Origin of the sequence: Pectobacterium peruviense, assembly GCF_002847345.1 — a bacterium.
Classification (GTDB): domain Bacteria; phylum Pseudomonadota; class Gammaproteobacteria; order Enterobacterales; family Enterobacteriaceae; genus Pectobacterium; species Pectobacterium peruviense.
Genome location: NZ_LXFV01000024.1, coordinates 1 through 11,786 on the forward strand (window position 1 = coordinate 1; position 11,786 = coordinate 11,786).

General features: G+C 54.9%; 13 protein-coding genes. 3 read left to right on the top strand and 10 right to left on the bottom strand.

Annotated features, from left to right (window positions below; all coding sequences use genetic code 11):
• Positions 1-228 precede the first annotated feature (228 nt).
• On the top strand, positions 229-1,257 hold the full coding sequence (gene mtnA / locus A0G03_RS16650) for an S-methyl-5-thioribose-1-phosphate isomerase (protein ID WP_048261879.1): 1,029 nt from the start codon (positions 229-231) through the stop codon (positions 1,255-1,257).
• A gap of 59 nt (positions 1,258-1,316) precedes the next feature.
• On the opposite strand, the gene A0G03_RS16655 is transcribed toward mtnA, so the two are convergent.
• From A0G03_RS16655 to A0G03_RS16695, 10 genes are all read right to left on the bottom strand, one after another.
• Positions 1,317-1,583, bottom strand: coding sequence for a PAAR domain-containing protein (locus A0G03_RS16655; protein WP_014916410.1), 267 nt, complete (start codon positions 1,581-1,583; stop codon positions 1,317-1,319).
• A gap of 59 nt (positions 1,584-1,642) precedes the next feature.
• Positions 1,643-3,358, bottom strand: coding sequence for a DUF2235 domain-containing protein (locus A0G03_RS16660; protein ID WP_048261882.1), 1,716 nt, complete (start codon positions 3,356-3,358; stop codon positions 1,643-1,645).
• A complete protein-coding gene (locus A0G03_RS16665; protein ID WP_048261884.1) occupies positions 3,355-3,873 on the bottom strand; it encodes a membrane protein in 519 nt (172 codons plus the stop codon). The genes A0G03_RS16660 and A0G03_RS16665 overlap by 4 nt, the downstream gene beginning before the upstream one ends.
• Positions 3,870-3,995: a hypothetical protein gene (locus tag A0G03_RS22070; RefSeq protein WP_262982867.1), complete on the bottom strand. Its 126-nt coding sequence runs from the start codon at positions 3,993-3,995 to the stop codon at positions 3,870-3,872. The genes A0G03_RS16665 and A0G03_RS22070 overlap by 4 nt, the downstream gene beginning before the upstream one ends.
• On the bottom strand, positions 3,995-4,510 hold the full coding sequence (locus tag A0G03_RS16670; RefSeq protein WP_048261886.1) for a membrane protein: 516 nt from the start codon (positions 4,508-4,510) through the stop codon (positions 3,995-3,997). The genes A0G03_RS22070 and A0G03_RS16670 overlap by 1 nt, the downstream gene beginning before the upstream one ends.
• On the bottom strand, positions 4,507-5,232 hold the full coding sequence (locus tag A0G03_RS16675) for a DUF4123 domain-containing protein (protein ID WP_048261888.1): 726 nt from the start codon (positions 5,230-5,232) through the stop codon (positions 4,507-4,509). The genes A0G03_RS16670 and A0G03_RS16675 overlap by 4 nt, the downstream gene beginning before the upstream one ends.
• 1 nt (position 5,233) lies before the next feature.
• Entirely contained in the window at positions 5,234-7,261 is a 2,028-nt protein-coding gene (locus tag A0G03_RS16680; RefSeq protein WP_048261890.1) for a type VI secretion system Vgr family protein, read from the bottom strand.
• A 582-nt stretch (positions 7,262-7,843) separates the two neighbouring features.
• Complete coding sequence (locus tag A0G03_RS16685; RefSeq protein ID WP_011094990.1) at positions 7,844-8,389, bottom strand: 1,2-dihydroxy-3-keto-5-methylthiopentene dioxygenase; 546 nt, start codon at positions 8,387-8,389, stop codon at positions 7,844-7,846.
• Positions 8,386-9,075: an acireductone synthase gene (mtnC, locus tag A0G03_RS16690; RefSeq protein WP_011094991.1), complete on the bottom strand. Its 690-nt coding sequence runs from the start codon at positions 9,073-9,075 to the stop codon at positions 8,386-8,388. Before mtnC ends, A0G03_RS16685 begins: the two co-directional genes overlap by 4 nt.
• Entirely contained in the window at positions 9,072-9,689 is a 618-nt protein-coding gene (locus tag A0G03_RS16695; RefSeq protein WP_048261892.1) for a methylthioribulose 1-phosphate dehydratase, read from the bottom strand. The genes mtnC and A0G03_RS16695 overlap by 4 nt, the downstream gene beginning before the upstream one ends.
• A gap of 180 nt (positions 9,690-9,869) precedes the next feature.
• On the opposite strand from A0G03_RS16695, the gene A0G03_RS16700 reads away from it, so the two are divergent.
• A complete protein-coding gene (locus tag A0G03_RS16700; protein WP_011094993.1) occupies positions 9,870-11,027 on the top strand; it encodes a pyridoxal phosphate-dependent aminotransferase in 1,158 nt (385 codons plus the stop codon).
• On the top strand, positions 11,015-11,782 hold the full coding sequence (locus A0G03_RS16705) for an amidohydrolase (RefSeq protein ID WP_011094994.1): 768 nt from the start codon (positions 11,015-11,017) through the stop codon (positions 11,780-11,782). Before A0G03_RS16700 ends, A0G03_RS16705 begins: the two co-directional genes overlap by 13 nt.
• The last annotated feature ends 4 nt before the right edge of the window (positions 11,783-11,786 follow it).

Genomic DNA, 11,786 nt, shown 5'->3' on the forward strand with positions numbered 1-11,786 from the left:
CCCACCCCCGTTCTTTTCGGGGGTTCCCGGGTTGGGGGCTGACTGACACCGCCGTACTGGCGGGCATATTCAACAGCGTCATCCGCCGTAAAAGTGCGGTAAAGTGACATTCCAACTCCTCGCTATTCTTAAATTCAAGATACGGACATAAAAACGTTCGGACGTCTATACATCTATCAGGCATCTTGGCAGAATACGAATATCGATGCAACATGGATTTAACGACCTATGCAGACACTTAACACAACCAGCCTGAAAATCGTAGATAACCAACTGTGGATCCTCGACCAGCAGGCGTTACCGCAAGAAAAAAGATGGAGCCCTTGCCCGGATGTCGCATCACTGGTTGAGCATATCCAGACGCTGCGGGTACGCGGCGCGCCGCTCATTGGCCTGTCTGCCAGCCTGCTGCTCGCGCTGCTGGCGGAGAGAGGCTTATCGCAGGCCGAACTGGCACAAGCGCTGGAGACGCTACGGGCATCGCGTCCTACCGCCGTCAACCTGATGAACAATTTGGATCGCATGAAGCTGGCGCTGGCACAGCCGCAGTTTGTCGCTGCACTGGTGCAGGAAGCGCTGCGATTGGTAGAAGAAGATCGCGCGCTGTGTGAACGCATCGCCGATCATGGCGCTGCGCTGGTGGAGCCAAACAGCCATTTGCTAACCCACTGCAACACTGGCGGTCTTGCAACCGCGGGCATCGGCACCGCCATCGGCGTGCTGCTGCGTGCACACCAACAGGGGAAAGTGGCGCAAGTGTGGGTCGATGAAACTCGTCCGCTGCTACAGGGCGGACGCCTCACGGCCTGGGAACTGGGTGAATTAGGCATTCCCTATCAGCTGATCTGTGATTCGATGGCTGCCAGCCTGATGGCGCAGGGTCAGGTCGATGCGATTTGGGTCGGCGCAGACCGCATTGCCGCCAACGGCGATGTCGCCAATAAGATCGGCACCTACAGCCTCGCCGTACTAGCGCACTATCACCAAATTCCATTTTACGTCGCAGCACCGCACACCACGCACGATCCGGCGTGTCCAGACGGTCGGGCAATTCCTATCGAACAACGCGCCGCAGCCGAAGTCACTGGCGTTTCCGGCAGCTTCGGCCACTGCCAGTGGGCACCGCAGAATGCGTCAGTCTACAACCCAGCGTTTGACGTCACCCCCGCCGCATTAATCAGCGGCTGGGTACTCGACACCGGCGTAATCACCCCACAGGACGTCAAAGAAGGGATATTTCAGACGGCGTTAAAGTGACGACAATCCCAAATATTTCCAGGAAATTCAGGATACGCCGCACGGACGCGGCGAAGCCATCACCCAATAGTGACCGTTCCCCCGCCCATCACCACGCCACCACAGCTCACTGCATCACCCGTGCGCGCCGCAGGTTTACCCTCAACGAGTACGCTGGATGAACCACTGCTAATACTCCGCGCATGACCATGGGGAACCAAAGGATCGCCTTGTCGGGCCAACGGCAGGCCGTCAACCTTAACCGTCGATGCCCCCACCGCGACGGGCGTCGGCGGATGACTACCGTGCCCCGTGTCGCTATCGCCTACTTTAACGGCGTTACCCATTTTTTAGTCCTTTTAGTTGATCAGTTCTTTTAACTGAATAGTCAGACTTGCTGCGACCATCATGCAGCGGCCTCGTCATCGACAGCCAATATCTCTATTCCACGCGGGACGAAGAAATTATTGTTCCTCAACATCGTATTCGCCTGCTCGTTCAGCGTAGCGAACTTGAGTTCCTCAGACGTAAAATCGTGCATAAAATAATTGAAGAAGATATCCGCCTCACGAGGCACCCGCTTAATGCCATTAAAGAACTTCACCAAATCGGCCCCCCGATACATCTGCCGACTCAGCCCTCTGCTTCTCCGCACGTTATCCGCATCATACTCAACCTGCTTCAGCCAGCCCCACTGCGCGTTGAGTTTATCCCTCTCACTTCCACTCACCTTTTGCCGGAGTATCTTGTAGTCATGCAATTTTTCCCCCAGCCAAAAACAGTAGTGGATCATATGCAGTTCGAACACGTCCGGGGTCGGGGCCGTTTTCCCTACCCATTTGCTGTAAAACTCACTGTATGCCTTCGCGGAGTAACCCTGCCGACTATCCTGCATGACGAAGTAGCTGGCGACTCTACGTGATGTTTTTTGCAAAGTGCGAAAATTGGGAAAAGGCACCTGCGCCCTACGCGCGGTTTCGTACATCTGTCGCAACGGCACCCGGCACAGTTCGGCACTGGGGCGCTGTTCGTCGGGTAACAGCCCGCCCGTCACGTCTTCACTGATGCCGGGGCAGAGCACTTCACGCCAGCCGGACCGTAGCGGCCCCAAAGGCAACAGAGGACGATATTCTCGCCGTTCATGTGCCGCGATCAGGTGCAACGCGTTTTTTACGGCGGGATGAAGGGATTTATCGAACGCAATCACTTTCGCGCCAAGGGCCGTGGTGATAAGCCCAACAACAGGGTGTCGGGCAACTAATCCCGCCCCGTCAGAGATGGTAGCCACGGTATCGCCCATATCCATCGAACTGCGGCGCGTGCAGTCGAACAGGCCAGCAAAAATCACCTCGACCTTACTGTCTTCGTAGCGGTATTCGTTTCCCACCTTGGTACAGACCGACTCCAGTAACTCGTCGATAAAGCGTCGGGCTAACGCGGCCCCCAGATCGGCGCCGAACACCGAGATCTGGATCAGTTTGATGGGCAGTTGATTTGCTTTTTTGATATCTGCCAGATTTTTTTTGAACTTATTTTTAGCCAAATCCACCCGCACATCGACGCCGGTCATCATCAACTCGGCCACTATCGGGCTATCCCGAATCGGTTCAGTCGCTTCGAGCAGCGCACGGGTCGCTGCTTTCTTTGCTGCGGAGACGGTGGCATCGAAACCACTCTTCATGGTCACCAAGTCGCCCAGCTTATTGGAGAGCACCTGACTCCAGTCCCCTTTGAAAACGCCCTTAACGGCATCAACCGCCGTTTCTTTGCCCTGTTCAACCAGCGCATCGGCATAATCCTCAGGCAACGCCTGCTGTCTGGCATCCATAATACTGTCCAATCTTTCAGACGGTGTGTCATCAAGAGGGGTACCTAAACCGGGGATATAGACTTTAGAATACGAATATGAAGAAGTGAGTTCAGCCAAAATTATTTCAGGATGGGCACGAAACAAACGCCCAATATTAGTTAGACGCTGGCTTTCTTCATCCATATTGATATTGCGCTTCAAACCATCAAAGAAAAAGCCTATCTGTAACGCCAGAGAACAAGTGCCTATCCCTGCCTGATGACGGCTCTCTTCACGCGCAACGCGACACTCCAGATCATCCCAATCGTTCATCGTCCTCTCCTTGTGCGATAGGGGGCAATAACATCATCCATATCAAGATAGCAACTGCTCACCCAACGCACGACCAACTTGTTATCTGGTAAGAACAGTACACAAAAATCATCCTGGCCTTTCTGTCGTTTAGGCATAGGTAAATTAATTGTGTGTTTTTCAAACTGATACCCCGCTTTTTCCTGTTCTTCAGTCATATCCAATTCCCAATCTATCTTGACCGTATTCCCGTCTATACGATAAGGACCTGCTGTACCGCCGCTAGTGTTAAGTCCATCAAACGCAAAGGTATTCCCTCCCATATTACCGTTGACGTACACATAGCTAATGGGGCGGTCGATCACCGAGTGGACAACGATTGACGCCCCACCATGTCGCTCCTGAATCAGGAACGTCCAGCCCAGCCAGAGCACCAGCAGAATGCTTGCCAGCCACCGCCCCCAGCGCGGTAATATCTGCCATATCGCCGTTATCAGCCCCGAGATTGCTCTTATCAAACCGGTTGTCGCGCTCATGTTCGTCCTTTTTGTTCTTGCTGATTCAATTCCCTTGTCATGCGCTGGGTAGCCATCACGCCCGCCTGATGACGGCTTTCTTCACGGACAACGCGACATTCCAACTCATCCCAATCCACCATTACAACTTCCTCGTCCGGTAAGGGTTTATTACATCCTGCATGTCAAGGTGACAACGATAGGCCCAACGTATCATCGGCTTATTATCTGGTAAAAACAGCACACAGAAATCATCCTGCCCTTTCTCACGTTTCGGCATCGACAGAGTGGTCGTATGTTTTTCAAATTGGAATCCTGCTTTTTCCTGTTCCTCAGTCATATCCAACTCCCAATCTATTTTGACCGTCTTTCCGCCGATCCGATAAGGACCTGCGGTTTTCCCCCCCGCATTTCGTCCGTCAAATGCATCGGTATTTCCCCCCATATTGCCGTTGACAAAAGCATAGCTAATGGGGCGATCCATTACTGACATAACAACAATTGACGCTCCGCCATGCCGTTCCTGAATCAGGAATGTCCAGCCCAGCCAAAGCACCAGCAGAATACTTGCCGTCCACCGCCCCCAGCGCGGCAAGATCTGCCATATCGCCGTTATCAGCGCCGAAATTGCTCTTGTTAAACCGCTTGCCACGCTCATGTTCGTCCCTTTTGTTCTTCCAACGCCTGACGCCCACCTTCCAGATAGGCTAATGCCCACAACCAACGTTGGCCGTCTACCGCTCCGGCCTGCTCGGCTTTCGCCAATGCCTTACGAACCATGCTCATCCTTTCACAGGGCGGGAAATGTCTGATGCTATCCCCCTCTTGCCATAGAGCGAGCAGGCGATGCTCGTCAGGCGAACCTTGCAACGCTTGATATAACTCAGGCGTCAATTTCACCAGAACAGGTTCAGTGGGAGGGATCGATAGACTCAGTTCGCGCCAACTGCCGTCGCATTCTCGCAACCACCAGCGGTCGATCCCGCCAAACAGCCCACCGAGCCACGGGGCATCGTGCTGTTCAACAAGCAGAGGCAGCGCGTGCGGTGTATAGAACCGCAGCAATTGGCTAAATTGCCCTGCGGGTTCAATCACCCTCACACCCAAAGCCAGTTGCTTTTGCAAAGCGCTAAGGGATTGGTCACTCTCCAACAGGCCAACCACGTGCCCCTGCTGAACAAGCGTCGCCAGTAATCTTTCGTCCTCTTGTGGACAATGCCAAAGCCAGGGGCCCAGATTGATCAGTTCAAACAAGTCATCATGAAAATAGAGCGGTAAAAACGGATTTTTGCTCAACCGTTCGCGTTGTTCAGCGGTGAGATTCGCCCCTTCCAGCAGGGCGCTACAGGCACCCCAGTGCCAGATAGTTTCAGGTAGCATCTTATTCTCCCTGTATCAACGCATCGCCCTGCGCCATGGCACGCAGCAGACAGGGAATACAGACCGGTTTTTCAAGGGGCGGTATTTTGGGCAGTTGGGGCGGCGCAATCACCTCAACCGTTCCCGGTAATGAGGGCAGTTGGCCTGCCCAACCAGAGCCACAACCCGGGCTGCCACCTGAATTCATCTTGATACCGGGGCCGACTAGCGTCACGCCGCTGGGATCGATCTTCACGAAGCTTCCCCCGACTTTCAGCGTCAGCTCCGCGCCCGCTTCAAGAACCACCTTAGCCCCCGCTTTTACATGCACTTCCTCACCCGCCTCGACCAGCAAAGCCTGCCCCAGTTTCTGATGCATCGACGCATCAACGGTCAGCGAGAGGTCTCCTTTCACGTGGTCACGTTTCTCGTTCTCCACCGTCAGGTGATCGTTGGCTTTAACGCGGGTGACTCGCTCATTATCAATCTCCGTGTGGGCATCATGTTTGATGTGCCAGACCACATCGTTCTCAACGAGCGCCTTGAGGTCTTTCTGCCCGTGAAGATAAATCTCCTCCTGACCGGCCTGATCCTCGAAGCGCAATTCATTAAATCCTTCTCCCTGATGCGTCTTCGTGCGCAGTACGGTTCGTGTCTTATTGGCAGGCAGCGGATACGGCGAGGGATTGGTGGCGTGGAAAGTACGCCCGGTGACAATCGGCTGGTCCGGATCGCCTTCAAGGAAGCTGACGATCACTTCATGGCCGATACGCGGGATGGCAATCATGCCGTACTGGCCGCCCGCCCAGCCCTGGCTGACCCGCACCCAGCAGGAACTCTGGTCATTGCTCGCGCCGTATCTGTCCCACGGGAATTGCAGTTTTACCCGACCATACTGGTCGCAGTAGATTTCTTCCCCCGTTGGGCCGACGACGGTGGCGATTTGTGGGCCATCCACCATCGGTTTGTAGGGCATGGCAGCACGCCACGTCGTCGTGCCTTTCACCACGGCAAAACTGTTGCTCATGGTCGTCGGTTCGCCGCCGCTTTCCTCTTCCAGCGCCTGCGGCTGCTGCCCGACGTGCGTCACGCTCACCGTCTGCCACACCGCATTCAGCGTCGCATTCGGGTGCTCCGTCAGCGTGAAGGTGTTACCCGGCATCAGCCCCGCGCAGTTGGATTCCCCTTCGCTTGTCACCGCCCCTGAGCGCAGCGCATCCAATCGGTAGCCGCTGAACGCCTTGCCGCTAGGGTCTTGCTTATAGCGTCCCGGATAGTCGTAATGCTGATAGCTTTCGCGCTGGTGCGCCAGCTCGCCACTCATTTTCTTGTGTGACAGCCCGTAAGCCGGGGTCTTGAAGCTGTAGTCTTTCAGCTCGACTTCGGCCGTACTCACCCGCTCCGCGTAGTGGAAACGTCGGACATATTCGCCCTCACTCAGTCCCTGCGTCGCCAGATTGAAGAACAGCTCGGGGCCTTTGGTCAGTGCGCCCGCATCGTCAGCAAACACCACCCGGTGTTTACCTTCTTCGTATTCGTGGAAGAAATACAGGCCCTCCTCGGCGGCCAGCCGGGTGATAAAGGCTAAATCGCTTTCCCGATACTGCACGCAATATTCCCGCACCGCATGCTCGTTACGCAGCGCAAAGGCGTAGTCGGTAATACCCGCTTCTTCCAGCAGCGCCCCGATAATCGCCTCCGGCTTCTGCGCCTGAAAGAGTCGGGCGTTGGTGCGTAATCCCAGTCGCCACAGGGCAGGACGGACTTCTATCTGATAGCGCGTGCGCCGGAATCCGGTGTCACCCTGCGTGAAGCCACTGATAATCCCGCTGACCCGACGTTTCAGTTCGCCTTCATACCAAATCATCAGCTCGCACGGTTGGTCCAGCACCGCGCCAAAATCGATATCCGGCAACGCGCTCGCCAGACTCAGCGACAGGCTGAAAGGCCGGTTCAGCCCTTCATCCAGCCTGAAATCCACCACCGCGAAAGTGCCTGCTTCCAGGGCACCGACCTTTACGGTGAACTGTAATCCTGTACTGTTTGCCATCGGCTTTCTCCTTATTTTTATTCTCGCTCTGCCGCCACGGCTACCGCATGCGCCATCCTGGCTAAACGCCACATGAGCAAAAATGCCACGCAGGTGAAAAGCGCAGAGCATTTAAATCGAGCAGCGATTCGGTATGTTCACGTCGTGGGAAACAAGAAGGTCGCAGGGTTGAGGCGGTGTGAAGAGTGATGAAAATGTTCCATGTGGCATCCTTGACGCTATTCCTTTTAAGAAAATACGCATAAAGGATAACAAGATGTTCATAGTGCTAATCGCGCAAAAAAAGGCCTAAAACCAAGTAAACACATTGATTAATATTAAAATAATATCATTTTGAATAAATTAGATAGCGAATCAAAAAGACTCAATCATCATATGAGAACAGGGCATTCGCCCTGTTCTCAACCTATTGATAAACCCGTCATACTTCAAGCCGCATGTGCGTTGGCTACGTTCATTCACCCGAATCACTTACCTGAGTAAGCTCATCGGGATTCTCTCTCTTGCCGCCTTCCTGCAACTCGAATTATTTAGGGTATAAACCATTTTTATTCATGGAATAAGGGCATAGCCCCCTACGCGCTAACACTCCAACTTCGGATATACATCCGCGATCTTATCGCCGGTAAAATGGGCGATCCAGCCTTCCGGGTTATCGAACAGGCGGATGGCAGTGAAATGCGGCTCTGGCCCCATATCAAACCAGTGTGCCGTACCTGCCGGTACAGACAACAAATCGTTCTTCTCACACAGAATCTGGTAAATCTTGCCGTTCAGATGCAGGCAGAATAGTCCCGCGCCTTCCACGAAAAAGCGCACTTCATCTTCGTGATGGATATGCTCGGATAAAAACTTGGTGCGCAGCTCCGCACACTGCGGATTGTCCGAACGCATGCTGATCACATCCCAGCTTTGGTAACCTTTTTCTGCCACCAGCTTATCGATTTCATGCTGATACACCGCCAGCACTTCCTCGGAGGACGGCGCGTCGCTCAGTTTTTGACTGGCTTCCCAGCGCTCAAAACGCACACCGATATCGTTCAGCTGTTTCTGAATCGCATCGGCATCCTGGCTTTGCCAAATCGGCTGGCTTGCATCACTGTCGCTAAAAATGGTTAATCCACTCATTGGGCGTACTCCGGTAAGTCGATCTGGTCAAAACGAGCCGCCTGACGGTGACGGCTTACGCTATCCGCGTCATCACGAATAAGCTGACAGGTGTGCCAACCGGCTTCCTGCGCGGCATCCAGCTCCTGACGAATGTCCGATAGGAACAACAGTTGCTCAGCAGGCAACCCGATGGCTTGTGCAATCGTGCGATAAGAATCAGTCTCCCGCTTCGCGCCGACGCGGGTATCAAAATAGTCGCTGAACAGCGGGCGCAGATCGCCCGCGTTGCTGTAACCAAACAGCAACCGCTGCGCTTCCACCGAACCCGATGAGTAAACATACAGGTGCAGGCCTTGCTGCTGCCACGCGGCGAGCTGTGCCGCTACTTCAGGATACAGATGCCCCTGAAAATCGCCGTTACGGTAGCCCGCACGCCAGATAATGCCCTGCAGCAACTTCAGCGACGTGGATTTACGGTCTTCATCCATAAACTGATTCAGCGCGGCAATCAGTGTATCGCTATCTGCATCAGGCTGAGCTAACTCCTGACGCAGCGCGTTCAGCACCTGTGCGATCTCAGGATCGCTGTCGTGCTGTCGCACCGTATCGGCCAGTCGCTCGCGAGCATAAGGAAACAGCACGCTGTGAACAAAACGGATGTCGCTGGTGGTGCCTTCAATATCAGTGACTATCGCCTTAATCATGCTTTCGCCTCCAGCAGTCGACGCTGCAATTCACACTGGAACAAGAACTCTAACCCTTCTAGATGACGACGCGCTTCTTTCACCGTCGCCCCCCAGCAGTAAAGACCGTGGCCGCGCACCAGAAAACCGTAGCGTAGCGGCGTGTGGCTAGCGAACTCCGTTACTCGCTGCGCTAGCGCTGGAATATCCTGATCGTTATCGAAAATCGGGATCGCCACGCGATCCAAATGAGTAGTCTGCCCTGCAAGCGACTTTTGCATTTCGTAGCCGTGCAACACCAGCTCAGTGCCTTTCTCCACCCGGGACAGCACCGTCGCGTTCACCGAGTGCGTATGCAGCACAGCGCCAATAGTCGGCTCGCGGCGGTACAACAGCGTGTGCAGCCCCGTTTCCGCCGACGGCGTACGGCCACTGGGCACATGGTTAGTGGCAATATCCACCAGCAGGAAATCCTCTGTCTGAAGACTACCTTTATCTTTACCCGATTCGGTAATCAGGCACTGCGCGTCATCCAGGCGCACGGACATATTGCCGCCCGTCGCCGGACACCAGCCTTTCTCGCCGATCCAGTGGCAGGCCGCAAGCAGCGCCGTCAATTGTTGATGTTCAGTCATGAGGCTTCCCGTTTTTGGTCTTTCTGTTTCAAAGCATACAGTTGCAAGGTTTAGATCTTTTCATTATGTCTTAGCACGCAAAGGCATTTAGCCATTTAAACGTCCAAGCGTCTTGATTGCCAAATACTAACAGCATGTTATATTACCAAGCAATACAGGCTTGCAGGAGTCCTATCCGCTATGAGCGCCGCTCTGATCCCCGACAGTAAACTGCCTTCGCTGGGCACCACCATTTTTACCCAGATGAGCGCACTGGCCCAACAGCATCAGGCCATCAATCTATCACAAGGTTTCCCTGATTTTGACGGCCCGGATTATTTACAGCAGCGGCTGGCGTATCACGTCAGTCAGGGCGCCAACCAATACGCGCCGATGACCGGCGTCTCGCCACTGCGTCAGGCCATTGCCGAGAAAACGGAAGCACTGTACGGCTGGCGACCGGATGCGGATAGTGAAGTCACCGTCACGGCGGGTGCAACCGAAGCGCTGTTTGCCGCTATTGCCGCACTGGTACGCCCCGGCGACGAAGTGATTTGTTTCGATCCCAGCTATGACAGCTACGCGCCTGCCGTTACGTTGGCTGGCGGCGTACTCAAACGCATCGCCTTGCAGCCACCCGCATTTCGCGTGGATTGGTCATCTTTTACCGACTTGCTGAGCGATCGCACTCGGTTGGTGATTCTGAACACGCCGCACAATCCGTCCGCCACCGTCTGGCAGAAAACCGATTTTGAGCAGCTATGGCAGGCGATTGCCGCGCGCAATATTTTCGTATTGAGTGATGAAGTCTACGAGCATATCTGCTTTGATAATGAAGGGCACGCCAGCGTGCTGGCACACCCGTCGCTGCGTCAACGCGCTATCGCCGTTTCCTCGTTTGGCAAAACCTTCCACATGACCGGTTGGAAAGTCGGCTACTGCGTCGCACCAGCGGCATTGAGCGCGGAGGTCCGTAAGGTTCACCAATATCTGACGTTCTCCGTGAACACGCCCGCTCAGTTCGCTATCGCCGATATGCTGCGCGAACAACCGCAACACTGGCGCGAACTGCCCGATTTTTACCGCGCACGCCGCGATCGCTTCATCAATGCGCTGGCAGGCAGCCGTTTCGAGATTCTGCCCTGCGAAGGTACCTACTTCCTGCTGGCGGACTATCGGGCGATTTCCGATCTGGACGATGTCAGCTTCTGCCGCTGGCTGACTGAGCACGTTGGTGTCGCCGCTATCCCGCTCTCCGTCTTTTGCGCCGATCCGTTCCCACATACGTTGATTCGACTATGCTTTGCTAAACAGGAAGCAACGTTGGATGCCGCGGCGGAGCGTTTATGTCAACTTTAAAGATTTCATTGCTGCAACAGCCACTCGTCTGGCGTGATGGGGAAGCGAATCTACGCCACTTCGATACGTTATTGGCGGAGATGAACGAGCGTGATGTCATTGTGTTACCGGAGATGTTCACCACCGGCTTTGCGATGGAAGCGGCCAAAGGTAGTTTGGATCAGTCGGTCGTCGAGGCGTGGTTACACCAGTGGGCGCAAAAGACCAACGCGCTGATCGGCGGTAGCGTCGCGGTGAACACGCCGAAAGGTGCAGTGAACCGTTTCCTGCTGGTCGATCCGCACGGCCACGTGTATCACTACGATAAACGCCACCTGTTCCGCATGGCGGATGAACACCACCACTATCAGGCAGGAACGGAGCGAGTCACCCTTGAGTGGCGCGGCTGGCGCATCTGCCCGATGATCTGCTACGACCTACGTTTCCCAGTATGGTCGCGCAATCGACAGGATTACGATCTGGCACTGTATGTCGCCAACTGGCCTGCACCGCGTGCAGCGCACTGGCAAACACTGCTGGCCGCGCGCGCCATTGAGAATCAGGCCTACGTTGCAGGCTGCAACCGCGTTGGCACCGACGGCAACGGCCACAGCTACCGTGGCGATAGCCTGATTATTAACGCTCAAGGGGAAATTCTGGCCTCTGCCGCCCCCAACCAGCCTGCCCAACTGGACGCCGAACTGTCGCTGGAAGCACTGCAGAGCTACCGGGAATCCTTCCCCGCGTGGCGTGATGCAGATCGGTTTACGCTGTAACAAC

Bases quoted from the DNA above. Each gene is read 5' to 3' on its own strand.
- A0G03_RS16680 (WP_048261890.1), bottom strand. From the start codon at position 7,261: ATGGCAAACAGTACAGGATTACAGTTCACCGTAAAGGTCGGTGCCCTG.
- A0G03_RS16655 (WP_014916410.1), bottom strand. From the start codon at position 1,583: ATGGGTAACGCCGTTAAAGTAGGCGATAGCGACACGGGGCACGGTAGT.
- A0G03_RS16665 (WP_048261884.1), bottom strand. From the start codon at position 3,873: ATGAGCGCGACAACCGGTTTGATAAGAGCAATCTCGGGGCTGATAACG.
- A0G03_RS16695 (WP_048261892.1), bottom strand. From the start codon at position 9,689: ATGACTGAACATCAACAATTGACGGCGCTGCTTGCGGCCTGCCACTGG.
- A0G03_RS16675 (WP_048261888.1), bottom strand. From the start codon at position 5,232: ATGCTACCTGAAACTATCTGGCACTGGGGTGCCTGTAGCGCCCTGCTG.
- A0G03_RS16660 (WP_048261882.1), bottom strand. From the start codon at position 3,358: ATGAACGATTGGGATGATCTGGAGTGTCGCGTTGCGCGTGAAGAGAGC.
- A0G03_RS16685 (WP_011094990.1), bottom strand. From the start codon at position 8,389: ATGAGTGGATTAACCATTTTTAGCGACAGTGATGCAAGCCAGCCGATT.
- A0G03_RS16705 (WP_011094994.1), top strand. From the start codon at position 11,015: ATGTCAACTTTAAAGATTTCATTGCTGCAACAGCCACTCGTCTGGCGT.
- mtnA (WP_048261879.1), top strand. From the start codon at position 229: ATGCAGACACTTAACACAACCAGCCTGAAAATCGTAGATAACCAACTG.
- A0G03_RS16700 (WP_011094993.1), top strand. From the start codon at position 9,870: ATGAGCGCCGCTCTGATCCCCGACAGTAAACTGCCTTCGCTGGGCACC.
- mtnC (WP_011094991.1), bottom strand. From the start codon at position 9,075: ATGATTAAGGCGATAGTCACTGATATTGAAGGCACCACCAGCGACATC.
- A0G03_RS16670 (WP_048261886.1), bottom strand. From the start codon at position 4,510: ATGAGCGTGGCAAGCGGTTTAACAAGAGCAATTTCGGCGCTGATAACG.
- A0G03_RS22070 (WP_262982867.1), bottom strand. From the start codon at position 3,995: ATGGTGGATTGGGATGAGTTGGAATGTCGCGTTGTCCGTGAAGAAAGC.